The following is a 17,158-nucleotide window of genomic DNA, read 5'->3' as shown; positions in this document are numbered from 1 at the left end:
GTCCGGACACTGGACCGGCGGCTCGCGGCGCGGAGCGGCCAGGTCTGACCGGGAGGTTCGCAGCGGGGCGCGTGTCTGCGCGGTGCGGATGCGGTGGTTGGCGTTGGCGACGGTGAACCCTCTGCGCCTCCACCCGACGTCCGCCAGAGAGCGGGACCGAAACCGGGACCGGCCGATCCCGAGGTCGCCGCTTGTGCGGTCGCTGGACGGGTTCCGCCTGGTCCGGCAGCCGCGTTGATCCTCGTCGGGGTCTAGGGGGCGCCGGGGCTCGTCCGGCCGGGCCACACCCCAGTCTCCAGGAGTGCGGCGATCGCCGCGGTGTACGGCTCGATGTCCAGGCCCTGCTCGGCCAGCCACGCGTCCGAGTAGTACTTGTCGAGGTACCGGTCGCCGGGGTCGCAGAGGAGGGTGACGACACTCCCCCGGTGCCCCTCGGCCACCATCTCGGCGATGATCTTCAGCGCGCTCCACAGTCCGGTGCCGGTCGAGCCGCCCGCACGGCGCCCGATGGCCCGCTCCAGGGCCCGCACGGCGGCGACGCTGGCCGCGTCCGGGACCTTCATCATGCGGTCGATCGCCCCGGGTACGAAGCTCGGCTCCATGCGCGGCCGGCCGATGCCCTCGATGCGCGAGCCGCAGTCGCACGTCACGTCCGGATCGCCGGTGCTCCAGCCCTCGAAGAAGCAGGAATTCTCAGGATCGGCCACGCAGATGCGGGTGTCGTGCTGCATGTAGTGGACGTACCGGGCGAGGGTCGCCGAGGTGCCGCCGGTGCCGGCCGTGGCGACGATCCAGGCGGGCTCCGGGAAACGCTCCAACTCCAGTTGCCGGAAGATGGATTCGGCGATGTTGTTGTTGCCGCGCCAGTCCGTGGCCCGTTCCGCGTAGGTGAACTGGTCCATGTAGTGGCCGCCCGTCTCCCCCGCGAGGCGGGCGGACTCCTCGTACATGGTGCGCGGGTCGTCCACGAAGTGGCACCGGCCGCCGTGGAACTCGATGAGGCGGATCTTCTCGGCGCTCGTCGTGCGCGGCATGACCGCGATGAAGGGCACGCCGATCAGCTTCGCGAAGTACGCCTCCGACACGGCGGTGGAGCCGCTGGACGCCTCGATCACCGGGCGGCCCGGCCGGATCCAGCCATTGCACAGGCCGTAGAGGAACAGGGACCGGGCGAGCCGGTGCTTGAGGCTGCCGGTGGGGTGGGTCGACTCGTCCTTGAGGTACAGGTCGATGCCCCACTTCTCCGGGAGCGGGAAGCGCAGGAGGTGTGTGTCGGCCGAGCGGTTGGCGTCCGCCTGCACCTTGCGGACGGCTTCTTTCAGCCAGCCTCGGTAGGCGGTGTCGCTGCGGTCGATGTCGAGGGTGTCGCCGGGTCGGGTCTGCTGAGGGGTGCTCACGGCGGGGCTCCTAACACTTCGCGCCGACGGCGCGTCGCGCGGCCGCTGTCTCGATCATAGACACCTTGCGCACGCTTCTCACCTGCATAAACACACCTTTGGGAGCCTCAAAGGCACCCTGGGGTCGCAAGGGGGCGCGGTGGCGGGGGCGCATTCGCACGAGTGCTCCGGGCGCTCCCGCCGAGATGTCATGCGTACTGGTGCTCGACGCCCATGGCGGGCAGACTGCACCGGGCGGGACGGACATCCCGAACACGGGGGCGCGCACACTGGATCACGACAGACGCCGGCTCTCGGCCCACGCGGGAGCACGGGCCGGCGCACCGACGCGCACAAGGGGGCGGGACAGCATGGCGGAGCCGGAGTTCACGGCTACGGGCGTGCGGATCGGGAAGAGACTGCGATCGCTCACCCGGGCCGGTCAGGTCCGGATCAACGACGGCAGACTGGAACTGCTCACCAGTTACGGCAGCGAGATCGACAGTGCGCCGGTGCAGGCGGTGCGCGCCTCCAAGCCCTGGTTCGCCCCGGACGGCCGGGCTCTCGCCGACCTCAACGGCAACCGGTACCTGCTGACCCTGGGCGAGCGCGACCCCGCCCCGGGCGAGCCGGGGCCGCCGGCGGCTCGCCGGTTCATCGAGGCCGTACGCAGGGCTGCGGGACGTAGCGAGTAGGTCACCGCGAGTTGCGGCAACGCACCTCCTGCGTCACGCTGGTCTCACATCACTCTGGGTTTACCGGCGATCACGCTGCACACCAGCCCGCCGGGCACTACAGCAGGCGCCCATGTCACACGGGCACCTGCTGGATCGATCCGAACTCCGTGTTCTTCCGGACCTCACGTCGGGGAGTCGCAGCCGTGATCAGTCACCCAAGCAGGCATTGCACGGTGGAGCTTCAGGCTCTGCCGTCGCGGATCGGCCAGGTCCGCAGAATCCTTTCTGCGCAGTTGCGCTACTGGCATATGGATCCCCTCATAGACCGGGCCGTGCTCGGTGTGACGGAGTTGCTGACCAACGTCCACCGCCATGCCCAGCCCGACAAGACGTGCACCGTGAAGATCGAGCTGCTGCTCGACCGGCTCATGGTCTCGGTGCACGACCACGACCCGCGTCTGCCGGTCGTGGCCGACATCAAGGACACCGAGCCGCTCGCCACGTGCGGGCGCGGGCTCGCGATGGTCGCCGCGGTCAGCGAGAGCTGGGGCGTACGGCCGGACGGCGAGTCGGGCAAGTTCGTGTGGTTCACGCTGCCGACGCCCTCCGCAGCGCGGCCCCAGCGTCAGACCATCCTCGACAAGACCGCGCTCCGGTTCGCCGAGGTGCGGGTCGAGGGCCGTAGGTCCGAACACGCTCCCGCCCGGTCCGCCGTTGCCGGCTGACCGGGCGGTGACGGCTGCTCCGTACGCCCGTCGGCCCCGGAGGCGCCTGGGGGCGGGTCCGGGAGAGCGCACAGCTCTGCGGACCTCCGCGGGTACGTCGTCCCGGCACCGGCGCGCCCCTCCGGCCCTGTCCCGGGCGAGCCGCCGAGTGCACGATCAGGCGACCCGGCAAGCCCGTGACCCCGCGACCCGGCGTGCTACTCCGTCGCGATGGCACTCAGCACATCGAGGCGTGCCGCGCGCCGGGCCGGGCGCAGTCCAGCGAGGGCTCCGGCGGTGAGGCCCACCAGGGCGACCACCGCGAGGTGCAGGGGCGGTATCGCGAAGGCGAAGGTGCTGTCGCTCGTGCCGTCCGAGGCCTTGACCAGAACCCAGCCCAGGAAGGCGCCGAGGGTGAGTCCGCCGACCGTGCCGAAGGCCGCGACCAGGACCGACTCCCAGCGGACCATGGCGCGCAGCTGGGAACGGGTCTGGCCCACGGCCCTCAGCAGGCCCAGTTCGCGGGTGCGCTCGTGGAGGGCGAGGGTCAGCGTGTTGGCGATGCCCAGCAGCGCGATGAGGACCGCGAGGGCCAGGAGCGCGTAGACCAGCGTCAGCATCATGTCGATGCCGCCGGCCGACGACTGCGCGTACTCGTCGCGGGTCTGCACCTCGGGATGCCCGTACCGCGCCGCCACCTTCTCCACCGCCGCCCTGCCCGCGCCCGTGCCCACGCCGTCCTTGAAGGAGACCGCGACGACCGTGTCCGCGTCCTGGGTGCGGTGCGGGGCCCAGGCCGCGCGGGTGATGACGTAGTCCCCCGCCAGTTCGGAACGCCCGTAGACCGCGCGGACCGTGAAGGTCTCCTTCTCGCCGTCGGTGAAGGCGAGTCGGGTCGTGTCGCCGGGCGTGAGGCCCTGTTTCCGGGCCTCCGTGCGGGTGATGGCGATGCCGTCGGTGCCGAGGTCGCGCAGGGAGCCGCGCACGGTGCCGAGGTCGAAGGTGCGCTCCAGGGCCAGCGGGTCCGTGACGGTCAACGCCCTCCCCTGACCGTCGACTTCGGCGACACCGCGGCCGAGTCCCACAGCGGTGTCCACCTCGGGAAGCGATGCGAGCGCTCCGGCGAGACGGGGGCTCAGGCCGCTGCCGCCCGCGCCGAACGACGGGGTGCTGACGGCGACGTCGCCCGCGAAGGACCGGGACACGGTCTGGTCCATGGTGGCCTTCAGGGACGCCCCGAACACCGTGAACAGCGAGACCACGGCCACACCGATCATGAGCGCGCTCGCGGTGGCGGCCGTCCGCGCGGGGCTGCGCAGGGCGTTGCGCCGGGCCAGGGAACCGGTGACGCCGCGGAACCGGTCGAGGGGGCTGCCGAGCACGCGTACGGCTGTCGTCGAGGCGACCGGGCCGAGGACCACGAACGCGACGAGCGCCAGGACCGCGCCGGTCGCGGCGAGACCGAGGGACGGTGACACCAGGACGCCGGTGAGGGTGACCGCCACGGCGAGCGCGCCCAGGCCGGCCCCGGTGACGGCACGGAAGCGGGAGGCGCCCGACTGGTCGACGGCCGTCTCGCGCAGTGCGGCCAGCGGAGCGGTGCGTCCGGCGCGTACGGCCGGCAGCAGGGCGGAGCCCAGGCAGACCACGACACCGACCGCGAGCGGCAACAGCCACGACAGCGCGCTGATCACCAAGTCGCCCTCGGGGAAGGGGAATCCGATCGCCGGGAACAGCGCCTGGAGACCTGCGGCGATCCCGATGCCACCGGCGAGACCCGCCGCGGAGGCGGTGACGGCCACGACGCTCGCCTCGGCCAGGGTCGACGCGGTGACCTGGCGTCGGGAGGCGCCGAGGGCCCGCAACAGGGCGTTCTCACGGGTGCGTTGGGCGACGACGATCGCGAAGGTGTTGTGGATGGAGAAGGTGGCGACCAGGAGGGCCACGCCCGAGAACACCAGCAGGAAGGTGGTGAACACGCTCAGGAACCGGCTGGAGATCATGTCGGTGTTCTCCTCGGTCGACTCCTGGCCGGTGATCGCCTCAACCCCCTTGGGCAGTACGCGAGTCAGCCGGTCGACGAGTTCCCGCTGGCTTGTTCCGGGGTCCGCGCGCACCTGGATGCTCGACGCCTCTCCGGGCCGGGCCGTGAGGTACTTCTCGGCGTCGGCCCGGGTCATGCCGGTGAAGGTCACCTGGGCCATGCCGTCCTCGCCGCCGAAGGTGGCGAGGCCGACGATGGTCACCTCGACGGGGTCCGGTGTCCGCAGGATCGTCCGGTCGCCGATCCTCAGGCCGCCCTTCTCGGCGGTGCCGCGGTTGACCACGACCTCCCCGGACCTCTCCGGTGCGCGGCCCTCGGCGAGCCGGTACGGATTGAGCCGCGTGTCGTCGATCCAGTTGCCGGCGAGGGTGGGCGGGCCCTGGCCGCCGATGGGCTTGCCGTTCGCGCCGACCAGTTGGCCCGCGCCCTGGATGTCGGGGGCGGCTGCCGCGACACCGGGGACCTGTTCGACGGTGCCGACCAGGTCGGTGGGGACCGGTTCGCGCACCCCCTGGCTCTCCCCCGGCGTGGTGATGGCCCCGGAGCTGCGGACCACGGCGTCGGTGCCGCCGGTCGCGTTGCCGAACATGGTGTCGAAGCCGGCGCGGAGGGTGTCGCCCATGACGAGGGTGCCGGTGAGGAAGGCGACGCCCAGGAAGACGGCGAGGAAGGTCCCGGTGAAGCGCCGTTTGTGGGCGCGCAGGGAGTTCACGCTCAGGCGGAGGGCCGCGTTCATGAGGGCACCTCCGTCCTGGAGGGTGTCTCCGTCTGCGAGGGCGTCTCGAAGGCCTTCATGCGGTCCAGGACCCGGTCCGCGGTAGGTGCTTCCATACGGTCCACCAGGCGCCCGTCGGCCAGGAAGACGACCTCGTCGGCGTGGGCCGCGGCCACCGGGTCGTGGGTGACCATGACGACCGTGCGGGCCGTCCGGCGCACGGTCCTGCCGAGGAGGCCGAGGACCTCCCCGCCCGAGCGGGAGTCGAGGTTCCCGGTGGGCTCGTCGGCGAAGACGACGTCGGGGCGGCCGGCGAACGCCCGGGCCACGGCGACGCGTTGCTGCTGACCGCCGGAGAGCTCGGCCGGCCGGTGGTGCAGCCGGTCGCGCAGGCCGACGACGTCGATCAGCGCCTCGATCCACTCGGGGTCGCCCCTGCCGCCCGCGAGGTCCAGCGGCAGCCGGATGTTCTCCTCGACGGTCAGCGTCGGCACCAGGTTGAACGCCTGGAACACGAAACCGACGCGGTCGCGACGCAGGAGGGTCAGACGGCGGTCGTCGAGGCGGCCGAGATCGGTGTCGCCGATGTGGGCGGTGCCCTCAGTGAGCGTGTCGAGGCCCGCCGCGCAGTGCATGAGGGTGGACTTGCCGGAACCGGAGGGCCCCATGATCGCGGTGAAGCGACCGGCCGGGAAGTCGACGCTCACCCCGTCCAGGGCCCGCACTCCGGTGTCGCCGCTGCCGTAGACCTTCACGGCGTCGACCACCCGGGCGGCCGGCGGTGTCCTCGTCGGGGCGGTCGGGGCGGTCATGCCGTGCCGCCCTTGCCCGCCGCACGGCCGAACTGCTCGTCGAGGACGGACAGCCGACGCCAGTACTCGTCCTCGTCGATCTCGCCGGCGGCGAAGCGGCGGCCGAGCACGGCGATCGGCGAGTCGCCGGAGGGACCGGCGTCGGCGGGGGTCCGCCAGGGTCCGCGGTGGCCGTGCCGGGCGGTGCGGCGCAGGACGGTGACGGCGCCGATCACGACGGCGGCCCAGATCAGCGGGAAGAAGAGGATCCACGGCCCCGGGCCCCCGTCCCAGTTCGCGAGCGTCTGCATGTCGGTTCATCTCCCTGGAGTTCTGCGGGTGTCCTTCGGTGCTGCTTCGAGACTGGCGCCGGGGACGGGTCGGGGTCGTCGTACGGCCAGCGGCAGTGTGTGTACCTCCCGGGGAGTACACGGGCCTGTTCGGCCTGCTCCTCAGGGTCTCGACTTCTGTAACTACTAGTATGTACAGTGACGGCATGAGCACCTCGGACCGACTGATCGAGTCCACCCGTGAACTGCTGTGGGAGCGCGGCTACGTGGGGACCAGCCCCAAGGCCATCCTGGAGCGCGCGGGCGCCGGACAGGGCAGCATGTACCACCACTTCAAGGGCAAGCCCGACCTCGCTCTGGCCGCGATCCGCAGGACCGCCGAGGAACTGCGCGCCACCGCGGAGGCGGTGCTCGGCGGGCCCGGCACACCGTACGAGCGCATCGAGGCCTATCTGCGGCGCGAGCGTGACGTGCTGCGCGGCTGTCCTGTCGGCCGACTCACGATGGATCCGGACGTCATCGCCAGCGACGAGCTGCGGGCACCGGTCGACGAGACGATCGACTGGATCCGTGAACGCATCGCCGGAATCGTCGAAGAGGGCAAGGAACAGGGCCAGTTCGCGGCCTCGCTGGACGGCGAGGAGATCGCGGCGACCGTGCTCGCGACGGTCCAGGGCGGCTATGTCCTCGCCCGCGCGTCCGGCTCGCCCGCCGCGTTCGACACCGGTGTACGAGGCCTGCTCTCACTGCTCGCGCCCCTCTCGACGCAAGGGAAGTAGACACACGTGCGGATCACCCGACAGCGCCCCGAAACCCGGCAGGGAGCGGCGGAGAACTTCACCGGGACGGTGTGGCTCGACGAGATCGCCGCGCCCGCCGCCCCGTCCCGGCTGCGGATGTTCAACGTCCACTTCGCCCCCGGCGCGCACACCGCGTGGCACCGCCATCCGCACGGCCAGGTGCTGCACGTCACCGAGGGCGAGGGGCTGGTGCAGCGCAGGGGCGCGCCCCCCGAACCGGTCCGGGCGGGCGACACGGTGTGGATCGAACCGGGTGAGTGGCACTGGCACGGAGCCGGGCCGTACACCTTCATGACCCATCTCGCGGTCGTCGAGGCCGCGGAGGACGGCGCGACGGCCGACTGGGACGCGCATGTCGCCCCCGAGGACTACCCCTCCTGAGGAGACTCCCGATGCACGCCATGCAGTACGAACTCACTCTGCCAGCCGACTACGACATGGGCGTCATCCGCGCGCGCGTGGCCCGGATCGGGCATCTGCTGGACGGCTGGGAGGGGCTCGGCGTCAAGACGTACCTGATCCGCGAGCGCGGGGTGAACGGCTCACCCGTCAACCAGTACGCGCCGTTCTACCTCTGGAACACGGTGGAGGGCATGAACACCTTCCTGTGGGGCGGTGCCTTCCAGGGGCTGAGCCATGACTTCGGCCGCCCGTCGGTGCGCCAGTGGACGGGACTGGCGTACGAGGAGGGCGGCGCCGCCGGCTCTCCCGCCCGGTGGGCCCTGACACGCCGGCAACCGGTGCCGGACGGCGTGGAGTTGGCCGGGGTGACGGCGGACGCCGTGGGTGAGGCGGAGCGGCTGGCCCGGGTGGACGGCGCGGTGTGCGCGGCGGCCGTCGTGGACACCGACCGCTGGGAGCTCGTCCACTTCTCCCTCTGGACGCACGACTCGCCCGAGGCGGACGGCGACCTCTTCGAGGTGCTGCACGTGTCGGCTCCGGGCCGGGAGTTGCTGCCGCAGGGCCGGCAGTGGTGAGGGCCACCGCCGTCCGTACGGTGGCCGGTGACGTTCCCGCCGAGCGGCTCGGTGTGTGCGACGCGCACGACCATCTGTTCTTCGGCAGTCCCCTCCTGCCCGGGCAGGAGCTGCGGAGCGTCTCCGCGGCGCGGGCCGAGCTGCGGGCGTTCGCCGCGCAGGGCGGGGGCACCGTGGTGCAGTGGACGCCGTACGGGCTGGGGCGGCGGGCCGCCGAACTGCCCGCGCTGGAGCGGGAGACGGGGGTGCGGATCGTCGCCGCGACCGGGCTGCACCAGGCCGTCCACTACGACGACGCCACGCTCGCCGGACTGCGCGGCAGGCTGGCCGAGGTGTTCGTCGCCGAACTGACCGAGGGCATCGGGGCGTCGGGGGTCCGCGCGGGGCTGATCAAGGTGGCGGGCGGGTTCCACGCGCTGGACGCGCACGCCCGCTGGACCATGTCCGCGGCGGCGGAGGCCCATCGTGCGACGGGGGCGCCGATCGCCGTCCATCTGGAGCAGGGTACCGGCGCGCTGGACGTGCTGGACCTGTTGTGCGGGGAGTTGGGGGTGCCGCCGCAGCGGGTGATCCTCGGTCACCTCAACCGCTCCCCCGACCTGACCGTGCACCGCCAGGCCGCGGCATCGGGCTGCTACCTCGCCTTCGACGGGCCCTCACGCGCCCATCACGGCACGGACTGGCGCATGCCCGACGCCGTACGGGCCCTGGCCGAGGCGGGACATACGCACCGGCTGCTGCTCGGCGGCGACACCACGACCGCGGCCGCCCGCTCGGTCGACGGAGGGCCGGGAATGCCGTATCTGCTGCGCCGGATACGCCCGCGGCTCGCGGCCGAGCTGGGTGAGGAAGCGGTGCGGCAGATCCTCGTCGACAACCCCGGCCGGGCCCTGGCCGTGGAGTGGACGCGGCCCTGCCACCCCCGCTCAGCGGCAGAGGGCGTCGATGTCCTCGGAGAACGCCGGGAACTCTGACCGGGCGGCGGCGACGATGTCACCGGTCGCGCGGCGCGGGGTGGTCGCGTGACGCTCGGCGAGTGCGGTGAGCACCGGGTCGGGGCGGCCGTCGTACCGCTCGTGCTCCACGACCTCCATCGGTCCCAGGCCGTCGGCCAGCACCCACAGGAAGTCGGACAGGTTCGCCGCGACGACACCGCGCTCGCCCTCCGAGCCCAGGAACACCACGGGCTGTTCGGCGAGCGGCCGCCCGGGCCGCACGCACCACAGGGCAGCTAGGCCACCGGTGCCGTCCTGTCCGAAGACCCGGTAGGCGTCGCCGTCCAGTCGGTGGTTGCCGGTCCAGTGGCGCAGCCAGTCGGTGGTCTCCTCGGCGGAGTCGAAGGCGTCGTACGGCTCGAAGTCGACTCCCTCGCCGTCGTCGTAGTCGAACTCCACGCGGGCCACCTCGGCCAGCGCGGGCGGGAGGGCGCGGTCGCCCTCGGTCGTCTCGATCACGCCCGCAGGCTAGCCGCCGCCACTGACAACGGCCCTGCCGTCGCGGCGCGGTGGACCTTGACGGGGCTGCCGGGGACCTGACCAGACTGGCCTGATCGACCTGACACCGATGGGGAGAACATGCGAGTCGTCGTCATCGGCGGGAGCGGGCACATCGGCACCTTCCTGGTGCCGCGACTGGTCCGCGCCGGCCATGAAGTGATCAACATCAGCCGGGGCGCGCGTACCGCGTACGTCGAGGCTCCCGAGTGGCAGCACGTGCGTCAGGTGGTCGCCGACCGGCAGCGGGAGGACGACGAGGGGACCTTCGGCGACCGCGTGGCCGGGCTGGAGCCGGACGTCGTCGTCGACCTGGTGTGCTTCACCCTGGACTCGGCCACCGCGCTGGTAGAGCGGCTGCGCGGCGCGGCCGGGCACCTGCTGCACTGCGGCAGCGTGTGGCGTCACGGGCCCGCCGACAGGCTGCCGGTAACCGAGACCACAGGCACCCCGCCCGTCGGGGAGTACGGCATCCAGAAGGACCGGATCGCCCGGATGCTGAAGGAGGAGACCGCCGCCGGGGGCCTGGTGACCACGTCCCTGCACCCCGGGCACATCGTCGGTCCCGGCTGGCATCCGATCGGCCCGCTGGGAAGCCTCGACCCCACCGTCTGGTACGCGCTCTCGGCGGGCCGGCCGCTCCGGATCCCCGGCAGCGGTGTCGAGCTGATGCACCACGTGCACGCGGACGACGTGGCGCAGTCCTTCGAGCGGGCGGTCGAGCAGCGGGACGCGGCGGCGGGAGAGGACTTCAACATCGTGGCCCCCACCGCGCTGAACGTGCGCGGGTACGCCGGTATCGCGGCCGGGTGGTTCGGCCGGACCGCGTCGCTGGAGCCGGTGACCTGGCAGGAGTTCCGTCTGGCCACGGCCCCGGAGCACGCCGAGGCGAGCTGGGAGCACCTTCACCGCAGCCAGTGCCTGTCCATCGAGAAGGCCAGGAACCTCCTCGGCTACGCCCCCCGCTACGAACCGGAGGCCGCCGTACTGGAGTCGGTGCGGTGGCTGATCGACCACGGGGAGCTGGAGGTGGCGGGCCCGCTCGGCGTCTGACCGGGCCCTAAATCGTGTTGCGCAACGGCTGGTCGATCTTCCGGGTCTCCTTCATGCGGAGTTCCAAGGCGGCAGGAAGGCATGCATATTCGGGCAGTTGACCTTGCTGTCGATGGCTGGATCTGCGCGAGTTCGCCGTTGTGCAACAGCCTTTAGGCCCGGCCGGCGTCCAGGCGGGCCACCCGGGCCACGTTCTCCCGGTCCTCCGGGTCCGCGCTCGCCTCGGCAGAGAACCAGGCGTCGAGGATCTCCTTGAGGAGCGGTGCGGAGGTGAGGCGGAGGCTGAGCGCCAGGACGTTCGCGTCGTTCCAGCGGCGGGCGCCGTCCGCGGTGTAGGCGTCCGTGCACAGGGCGGCCCGGACGCCGGGGACCTTGTTCGCGGCGATGGAGGCGCCGGTGCCGGTCCAGCAGCAGACGACGGCCTGGTCGGCTCGCCCCGCGGCGACCTCACGGGCCGCGGCCTCGGAGCAGGCGGCCCACTGCGGGTCGGCGCCGGGGCTCAGGGCGCCGTACGCGACGACGTCGTGGCCTCGCGCGCGCAGCTGGTCGAGGAGGGTGCGCGCGACTGGTTCGTCCATGTCCGACGAGACGGAGATCCGCATGTCACGAGCCTACTCGGCGGTTCGCCCACCGGAGGACGGGTTCCAGGTAGGTCACGTGCGGACCGGCGAGGCCAGGCAGTTCGGCCGGTGAGCCGACGAGGGTGATCCGGTCGAACTCCGGGGCACGCCCGCGTGCCGTCTCGGCGGCCACGAGCGCCTCGAAGCGTTCGTGGATCAGGGGCGCGGGCAGGGGTGGCGCCAGGTAGTGGACGCCGACCTGTCCGTCCTCGCCGTGGGTGACCAGGCAGCGGGTGAGGTCGGCCGCGGGGAGGTCGATGCCGGTCTCCTCGGCCAGTTCCACGGCCGCGTGTCGGCGCAGTGCGTGCTCGTCGAGCGGCTCGTCGCCGGTGGGTGGTTCCACCGATCCGCCGGGGAACTGCCGGCGTCCGGGTGCGGCGGTCGAGGCGGACATGCGGCCCACCAGGACGCGTCCGTCCTCGGTCGGCTGCACCACGCTCACGAACAGGGACCGCGGGACGGTGGCGCCCGGGACGCGGCGCAGGGCGAAGTAGCGGTAGGTCGCCCGGGACCAGGAGACGAGCAGGGTGTCCGGGGCTTCCCTGGACAGTCCCGCGCAGACGGCCACGGGGCCGTCGAAGAGGGAGGGGTTGGCGCGGACCGCCTCGTGCCACGCACGGTCCATGGCCACCCGCGTCCGCCCCCGCACCACCGGGGCCGCCACCTCGACCAGGCGCAGCTTTCCGGCCTCCAGCAGTTCAGCCACGGGCCAGGGCCCCCAGCGGGTCGTCGAACATCGGCTCCCACGCCGGGACGGCCGCGTCCCACCTGGTGTCCCTGTCCGCCCGCGACTCCCCCGCACCACCGACCAGACGCAGCCTCCCGGCCACCAGCAGTTCAGCCACGGGCCAGGGCCCCCAGCGGGTCGTCCAGTACCGGCTGCCACGCCAGTTCGGCTGCTCCGACGAGGCTGTTGTGGTCCAGGGTGCAGGCCAGGATGGGGACGCCGCCGCTCTGTCCCCACAGGCTGCGCTCGGCGACGACGGCCCGCAGGCGCGCGGGGTCGGCGTCCAGGAGGGTGCGGTGGAGGCCGCCGAGGATGATCCGGTCCGGGTTGAGGATGTTGACCAGCCCGGCGAGGCCCAGGCCCAGGCGGTCGATCAGCGACTCGGCCGCCGTACGGACGGCGGGGTCGTCGTAGTGGTCGCGCACGAGGTCGTCGGCCTGCCGGAGCAGGGACTGCTCGGGGCCGGGGTCGCGTCCCGCCGCCGTGAGCAGGGCCAGCGGGTCGGCCTCGACGTCCAGGCAGCCGCGGCTGCCGCAGTGGCAGGGGCGGCCCTCGGGGTTCACGGTGAGGTGGCCGACCTCCAGGGCCAGGCCCGAACTGCCCGTGTGCAGACGCCCGTCGAGCACCAGTGCCCCGCCCACGCCCCGGTGGCCGGTGGCCACGCACAGCAGGTCCCGGGCGCCGCGCCCCGCGCCGTGCCGGTGCTCGGCGAGCGCGGCGAGGTTGACGTCGTTGCCCGCGAAGGCCGGTCCGGTGATGCCGGCGGCGCGCACGCACTCGCCGAAGATCCGGCGGACGGGGGCGCCGGCGGGCCAGGCCAGGTGGAGGGGGTTGAGGGCGAGGCCGTCGGGTTCGGCGACCGCGGAGGGCACGGCGAGTCCCGCGCCCACGCAGCGCCTTCCGGTGGTGCGCAGCAGGTCGGCGCCCGCCTCCACGACGGAGCCGAGGACCTTCGCCGGGTCGGCGTCGACGGTCTCGCAGCCGGGTGCGGTGGCGACGATACGGCCGCCCAGTCCGACCAGGGCGGCCCGGAAGCCGTCGGAGTGCACCTGCGCGGCCAGCACCACGGGACCGTCCTCGGCGACCGCGAGCCGGTGCGAGGGCCTGCCCTGCGAACCGGCGGCCGCGGTGGGCCGGGCGTCGACGCGGATCAGCCCGAGCGCCTCCAGCTCGGCGGCGACCGCGCCTGCCGTCGCCCGCGTCACCCCGAGTTCCGCCGTGAGCACGGCCCGGGTGGGCGCCCGTCCGGTGTGCACGAGCTCCAGCGCGGGCCCGAGCGCACCGCGCCCCCGGTCCAGCCGCGCCCTCGAGGTGGTCCCTTCCCCCGCCGGCCGGGGGTCCGCCTTGCCGCTCATGAGGGCGAGTCTCCCATGATCCGTTCGCCGTCCCGGCCTAGAGGCCGCTGATCCGCAGCGTGATGTTCAGCCGTCCCGCCAGCCCCAACTCGGGCGGCGCGGTGCCCGGATGCACGCGGGGTACCCCGTGGTACGCGAGCCGCGACGGGCCGCCGAACACGAACAGGTCGCCGCTGCGCAGTTCGACGTCCGTGTAGGGCCTGGTCCGGGTCTCGGGGTTGCCGAAGCGGAAGACACAGGTGTCGCCGAGGCTCAGGGAGACCACGGGCGCGTCCGACTTCTCGTCGCTGTCGCGGTGCATGCCCATCCGGGCGTCACCGTCGTAGAAGTTGATCAGCGCGATGTCGTATCCGCGGACGTCGGTGCCGAGGGCGTCACGGACGGCTTCCCGGCCCAGCTCGCCCAGCCAGCGCGGGAAGGGCTTCACGGCTGCTCCGTCGCCGTCGACGACCGTGCGGGCGTAGGCGTACGGATACCAGTGCCAGCCCAGGCAGACCTGCCGTGCGGTCATCGTGCCGCCGCCCGGGGTGCGGACCGTGCGCAGTCCGGCGGGCGGGCGCGCCCACTCCCGGCAGGCCGCCAGCAGCTCGCCCTGGCGTGCCGGGGTCAGCCAGTCCGGTACGTGCACCGCGCCCGGTGCGACCTCAGTACGGGCCCGGGGGAACAGCTCGGCTTCCATGGGTTCCATCCTGCCCGAGGGGCCTGAGCTGCGGCTCCGCTAGCCTGGACGCACGATGGACGACCGAATGACGACGCCCTGGGGCGAGCTCGCCCTCACCCGTTTCCCCGAGGACCCGCGCGACCGGCTGCGTGCCTGGGACGCCTCCGACGAGTATCTGCTGAGGTATCTCGCGGACGAGGGGGTGGCGCTGTCCGGCACCGTCGTCGTGGCCGGGGACCGCTGGGGTGCCCTGGTCACCGCGCTGGCGGCGCACCGGCCGGTGCAGATCACGGATTCCTTCCTCAGCCAGGAGGCGACCCGCGCCAACCTCGCACGCGCCGGCGTCGAGCCCGGTGCCGTGCGGCTGCTGACCACCCAGGACCCGCCGCCCGGCCGGGTCGACGTCCTGCTGGTGCGCGTGCCGAAGAGTCTGGCCCTGCTGGAGGACCAGCTCTCGCGGCTGGCACCCGTGGTGCACGAGGACACGGTGGTCGTCGGCACCGGCATGGTGAAGGAGATCCACACCTCCACGCTCCAGCTGTTCGAGCGGATCCTCGGCCCGACCCGCACCTCGCTCGCCGAGAAGAAGGCCCGGCTCGTCTTCTGCACTCCGCAGCCGTCGCTCGAACGGCCCGCCAACCCCTGGCCGTACGGCTACACGCTCCCGGACGGCATCGGTGCCGTCTCCGGGCGGACCGTGGTCAACCACGCGGGCGTCTTCTGCGCGGACCGGCTCGACATCGGCACCCGGTTCTTCCTCCAGCACCTGCCGGACAGCCGTGGCGCCCAGCGGATCGTGGACCTGGGCTGCGGCAACGGAATCGTCGGCACGGCGATGGCCCTGGCCAACCCCGAGGCCGAGGTGCTGTTCGTCGACGAGTCCTTCCAGGCCGTGGCCTCGGCGGAGGCGACGTACAAGGCGAACGGGGTGCCGGGGCACGCGGAGTTCCGGGTCGGGGACGGTCTGACAGGGGTCCCGGCGGACAGCGTCGACCTCGTGCTCAACAACCCGCCGTTCCACTCCCACCAGGCCACGACCGACGCGACGGCCTGGCGGATGTTCACCGACGCGCGCCGGACGCTGCGGCCCGGCGGCGAGCTGTGGGTCGTCGGGAATCGGCACCTCGGCTACCACGTGAAGCTGCGGAAGCTGTTCGGGAACAGCCAACTGGTCGCCGGGAACCCCAAGTTCGTGGTGCTCAAGGCGGTAAAAAGGTCCGGGTGACTGATTCCCCGGCTTCGTCGTGTTCCTCTGGTTCCTCGGCTTCTTCCGCTTTCTCGGCGCGGGACTTCTACGACTCGCTGGCTCCGGACTACCACCGGATCTTCGCGGACTGGGACGCGAGCATGGCCCGTCAGGCGGCGACGCTGGGCGCTCTCCTCGGGCCGGGCCCGCAGCGGGTGCTGGACTGCTCGTGCGGGATCGGGACGCAGGCGATCGGGCTGGCGCTGGCCGGGCACCGGGTGGTCGGCAGCGATCTCAGTCCCGTCGCGGCCACTCGCGCCGCGGCGGAGGCGGCCGCGCGCGGTGCCCAGCTGCCGACGGTCGCCGCGGACATGCGTCGGCTGCCGTTCGTGTCGTCCGTGTTCGACGTGGTCGTCAGCGCCGACAACTCCCTGGCCCATCTGCTGACAGCCCCGGACGTGGCGACAGCGCTCGCGGGCATGCGGCGGGTGCTGCGGGACGGGGGCCTGCTGCTGCTCACCCTCAGGGACTACGACGAGATCCGCCGGACCCGGCCCGGGGCCGCGCCCCCGCAGGTCTCCGAGAGCCCCGACGGCCGGCTGATCACCTTCCAGCTGTGGCACTGGCGCGAGGACGGCGAGCGCTACGACCAGGAGTACTTCCAGCTCCGGCCCGGCCCCGGTGACGACTGGGCGGTCCGGGTCCGTCGTACGACCTCCTGGGCGCTGACGCGTGCGCAGCTGACCGGGTTCGTGGCCGCCGCCGGATTCACCGACCTGCGCTGGCACGAGCCGGCGGCGACCGGGTTCTACCAGCCGGTCCTCACCGCCCGAGCAGCCGGATGATCCGCCGGGTCGCCTCGGTCATGGCGTCCCGCCCGGCACTCAGGTAGGTGCGCGAGTCCACCGCGCCGGGGTGGGCCGCCAGGTACTCCCGGATCGCGCCGGTCATGGCGATGTTCAGCGCGGTGCCGACGTTGACCTTGGCGATGCCGCCCGCGACGGCCGCGGTGAGTTCCTCGTCGCGGACCCCGGAGGAGCCGTGCAGGACGAGGGGGACGTCCAGGGCGGCGGAGAGCCGTTCGAGGAGGTCGTGGTCGAGGGTGGCGGTGCGCTCGGTCATCGCGTGGGCGCTGCCGACGGCCACGGCGAGGGCGTCCACACCGGAGTCGGCGACAAAGGCGCGGGCCTCGGCGGGGTCGGTACGGGCGCCGGGGGCGTGCGCGTCCAGCGGGGGTGCGCCGTCCTTGCCGCCCACCTCGCCCAACTCCGCCTCGATCCAGAGCCCTTGCGAGTGCGCCCAGTCCGCCGCGGCCCGGGTCGCGGCGAGGTTCTCGGCGTAGGGCAGATGCGCCGCGTCGTACATCACGGAGCCGAAACCGGCGTCGGCCGCCCGGCGCAGCAGGCCGTCGCTCCGCACATGGTCGAGGTGCAACGCGACGGGCACGGCGGCGCGTTCGGCCGCGGTGACGGCGGCACGGGCGAGTGGGTGGAGGCGGCCGTGGCGGAACTTGACGGCGTTCTCGCTGACTTGGAGGACGACGGGCGACGCCAGGGACTCGGCCCCGGCGATGACGGCCTCGACGTGTTCCAGGGTGATGATGTTGAAGGCGGCGACGGCGGAGCGGGTGGCGGCCGCCCAGGTGACGAGCTCGCCGGTGGTGACCAGGGGCACGACGTCTCCTAGGGG

General features: G+C 72.9%; 20 protein-coding genes. 9 read left to right on the top strand and 11 right to left on the bottom strand.

Annotated elements, in window-relative coordinates:
• Positions 1–251: 251 nt before the first annotated feature.
• A complete protein-coding gene (locus EHS43_RS17550) occupies positions 252–1,397 on the bottom strand; it encodes a PLP-dependent cysteine synthase family protein (protein WP_125191711.1) in 1,146 nt (381 codons plus the stop codon).
• A gap of 350 nt (positions 1,398–1,747) precedes the next feature.
• Between EHS43_RS17550 and EHS43_RS17545 the strand changes: the two genes are divergently transcribed.
• On the top strand, positions 1,748–2,071 hold the full coding sequence (locus EHS43_RS17545) for a hypothetical protein (protein ID WP_125191710.1): 324 nt from the start codon (positions 1,748–1,750) through the stop codon (positions 2,069–2,071).
• Between the two features lie 185 nt (positions 2,072–2,256).
• A complete protein-coding gene (locus EHS43_RS17540) occupies positions 2,257–2,778 on the top strand; it encodes an ATP-binding protein (protein WP_125191709.1) in 522 nt (173 codons plus the stop codon).
• A gap of 197 nt (positions 2,779–2,975) precedes the next feature.
• On the opposite strand, the gene EHS43_RS17535 is transcribed toward EHS43_RS17540, so the two are convergent.
• The 3 genes from EHS43_RS17535 to EHS43_RS17525 are packed head-to-tail and all read right to left on the bottom strand — an operon-like array spanning position 2,976 to position 6,618.
• Complete coding sequence (locus EHS43_RS17535; RefSeq protein ID WP_125191708.1) at positions 2,976–5,537, bottom strand: ABC transporter permease; 2,562 nt, start codon at positions 5,535–5,537, stop codon at positions 2,976–2,978.
• The gene (locus EHS43_RS17530) at positions 5,534–6,328 is read right to left on the bottom strand and encodes an ABC transporter ATP-binding protein (protein WP_125191707.1); all 795 of its coding nucleotides are present in this window, start codon (positions 6,326–6,328) and stop codon (positions 5,534–5,536) included. The genes EHS43_RS17535 and EHS43_RS17530 overlap by 4 nt, the downstream gene beginning before the upstream one ends.
• A complete protein-coding gene (locus EHS43_RS17525; RefSeq protein ID WP_125191706.1) occupies positions 6,325–6,618 on the bottom strand; it encodes an SHOCT domain-containing protein in 294 nt (97 codons plus the stop codon). Before EHS43_RS17525 ends, EHS43_RS17530 begins: the two co-directional genes overlap by 4 nt.
• A 170-nt stretch (positions 6,619–6,788) precedes the next feature.
• Between EHS43_RS17525 and EHS43_RS17520 the strand changes: the two genes are divergently transcribed.
• From EHS43_RS17520 to EHS43_RS17505, 4 genes are read left to right on the top strand one after another with little or no spacing between them, the layout of a single operon-like run.
• Positions 6,789–7,376: a TetR/AcrR family transcriptional regulator gene (locus EHS43_RS17520; protein ID WP_185806289.1), complete on the top strand. Its 588-nt coding sequence runs from the start codon at positions 6,789–6,791 to the stop codon at positions 7,374–7,376.
• 6 nt (positions 7,377–7,382) lie between these two features.
• Positions 7,383–7,778, top strand: a complete 396-nt coding sequence (locus EHS43_RS17515; RefSeq protein WP_125191704.1) for a cupin domain-containing protein — start codon at positions 7,383–7,385, stop codon at positions 7,776–7,778.
• Between the two features lie 11 nt (positions 7,779–7,789).
• A complete protein-coding gene (locus EHS43_RS17510) occupies positions 7,790–8,374 on the top strand; it encodes a DUF4865 family protein (protein ID WP_125191703.1) in 585 nt (194 codons plus the stop codon).
• The gene (locus EHS43_RS17505; RefSeq protein WP_125191702.1) at positions 8,368–9,348 is read left to right on the top strand and encodes a phosphotriesterase; all 981 of its coding nucleotides are present in this window, start codon (positions 8,368–8,370) and stop codon (positions 9,346–9,348) included. Before EHS43_RS17510 ends, EHS43_RS17505 begins: the two co-directional genes overlap by 7 nt.
• Here EHS43_RS17505 and EHS43_RS17500 read toward each other — a convergent pair.
• On the bottom strand, positions 9,301–9,828 hold the full coding sequence (locus EHS43_RS17500) for an SMI1/KNR4 family protein (protein WP_125191701.1): 528 nt from the start codon (positions 9,826–9,828) through the stop codon (positions 9,301–9,303). The two genes, EHS43_RS17505 and EHS43_RS17500, sit on opposite strands and share 48 nt — an antisense overlap.
• Positions 9,829–9,948: 120 nt before the next feature.
• On the opposite strand from EHS43_RS17500, the gene EHS43_RS17495 reads away from it, so the two are divergent.
• Positions 9,949–10,920 carry an NAD(P)-dependent oxidoreductase gene (locus tag EHS43_RS17495; RefSeq protein ID WP_125191700.1) on the top strand — a complete coding sequence of 324 codons (972 nt, stop codon included), beginning with the start codon at positions 9,949–9,951 and terminating at the stop codon, positions 10,918–10,920.
• Positions 10,921–11,072: 152 nt separating this feature from the next.
• On the opposite strand, the gene EHS43_RS17490 is transcribed toward EHS43_RS17495, so the two are convergent.
• Genes EHS43_RS17490 through EHS43_RS17475 form a run of 5 tightly spaced genes read right to left on the bottom strand, consistent with a single transcriptional unit; the run spans position 11,073 to position 14,301 of the window.
• Positions 11,073–11,522 carry an RpiB/LacA/LacB family sugar-phosphate isomerase gene (locus tag EHS43_RS17490; protein ID WP_125191699.1) on the bottom strand — a complete coding sequence of 150 codons (450 nt, stop codon included), beginning with the start codon at positions 11,520–11,522 and terminating at the stop codon, positions 11,073–11,075.
• 1 nt (position 11,523) lies between these two features.
• Complete coding sequence (locus EHS43_RS17485; protein WP_125191698.1) at positions 11,524–12,246, bottom strand: NUDIX hydrolase; 723 nt, start codon at positions 12,244–12,246, stop codon at positions 11,524–11,526.
• Positions 12,239–12,385 carry a hypothetical protein gene (locus tag EHS43_RS46495; RefSeq protein ID WP_185806288.1) on the bottom strand — a complete coding sequence of 49 codons (147 nt, stop codon included), beginning with the start codon at positions 12,383–12,385 and terminating at the stop codon, positions 12,239–12,241. The genes EHS43_RS17485 and EHS43_RS46495 overlap by 8 nt, the downstream gene beginning before the upstream one ends.
• Positions 12,378–13,622 (bottom strand): ROK family protein, encoded by a 1,245-nt coding sequence (locus EHS43_RS17480; protein ID WP_125191697.1) that lies wholly within the window; start codon positions 13,620–13,622, stop codon positions 12,378–12,380. The genes EHS43_RS46495 and EHS43_RS17480 overlap by 8 nt, the downstream gene beginning before the upstream one ends.
• A 37-nt stretch (positions 13,623–13,659) precedes the next feature.
• Positions 13,660–14,301 carry an alpha-ketoglutarate-dependent dioxygenase AlkB gene (locus EHS43_RS17475; RefSeq protein WP_125191696.1) on the bottom strand — a complete coding sequence of 214 codons (642 nt, stop codon included), beginning with the start codon at positions 14,299–14,301 and terminating at the stop codon, positions 13,660–13,662.
• Between the two features lie 67 nt (positions 14,302–14,368).
• On the opposite strand from EHS43_RS17475, the gene EHS43_RS17470 reads away from it, so the two are divergent.
• Positions 14,369–15,508, top strand: coding sequence for a methyltransferase (locus tag EHS43_RS17470; RefSeq protein WP_125191695.1), 1,140 nt, complete (start codon positions 14,369–14,371; stop codon positions 15,506–15,508).
• Positions 15,509–15,585: 77 nt separating this feature from the next.
• A complete protein-coding gene (locus tag EHS43_RS17465; protein ID WP_260470577.1) occupies positions 15,586–16,314 on the top strand; it encodes a class I SAM-dependent methyltransferase in 729 nt (242 codons plus the stop codon).
• Here the strand turns inward: EHS43_RS17465 and EHS43_RS17460 are convergent.
• Positions 16,292–17,143 carry a class II fructose-bisphosphate aldolase gene (locus EHS43_RS17460; protein WP_125191693.1) on the bottom strand — a complete coding sequence of 284 codons (852 nt, stop codon included), beginning with the start codon at positions 17,141–17,143 and terminating at the stop codon, positions 16,292–16,294. The genes EHS43_RS17465 and EHS43_RS17460 overlap by 23 nt on opposite strands.
• Positions 17,144–17,158 lie beyond the last annotated feature (15 nt).

Source organism: Streptomyces sp. RP5T (genome assembly GCF_003933965.1).
GTDB lineage: Bacteria > Actinomycetota > Actinomycetes > Streptomycetales > Streptomycetaceae > Streptomyces.
This window is presented reverse-complemented; position numbering and strand designations above follow the sequence as displayed.

Excerpts from the sequence above, each read along its gene's own strand:
- EHS43_RS17535 (WP_125191708.1), bottom strand. The coding sequence starts at position 5,537 with ATGAACGCGGCCCTCCGCCTGAGCGTGAACTCCCTGCGCGCCCACAAA.
- EHS43_RS17475 (WP_125191696.1), bottom strand. The coding sequence starts at position 14,301 with ATGGAAGCCGAGCTGTTCCCCCGGGCCCGTACTGAGGTCGCACCGGGC.
- EHS43_RS17480 (WP_125191697.1), bottom strand. The coding sequence starts at position 13,622 with ATGAGCGGCAAGGCGGACCCCCGGCCGGCGGGGGAAGGGACCACCTCG.
- EHS43_RS17510 (WP_125191703.1), top strand. The coding sequence starts at position 7,790 with ATGCACGCCATGCAGTACGAACTCACTCTGCCAGCCGACTACGACATG.
- EHS43_RS17545 (WP_125191710.1), top strand. The coding sequence starts at position 1,748 with ATGGCGGAGCCGGAGTTCACGGCTACGGGCGTGCGGATCGGGAAGAGA.
- EHS43_RS17520 (WP_185806289.1), top strand. The coding sequence starts at position 6,789 with ATGTACAGTGACGGCATGAGCACCTCGGACCGACTGATCGAGTCCACC.
- EHS43_RS17525 (WP_125191706.1), bottom strand. The coding sequence starts at position 6,618 with ATGCAGACGCTCGCGAACTGGGACGGGGGCCCGGGGCCGTGGATCCTC.
- EHS43_RS17530 (WP_125191707.1), bottom strand. The coding sequence starts at position 6,328 with ATGACCGCCCCGACCGCCCCGACGAGGACACCGCCGGCCGCCCGGGTG.
- EHS43_RS17495 (WP_125191700.1), top strand. The coding sequence starts at position 9,949 with ATGCGAGTCGTCGTCATCGGCGGGAGCGGGCACATCGGCACCTTCCTG.
- EHS43_RS17470 (WP_125191695.1), top strand. The coding sequence starts at position 14,369 with ATGACGACGCCCTGGGGCGAGCTCGCCCTCACCCGTTTCCCCGAGGAC.
- EHS43_RS17490 (WP_125191699.1), bottom strand. The coding sequence starts at position 11,522 with ATGCGGATCTCCGTCTCGTCGGACATGGACGAACCAGTCGCGCGCACC.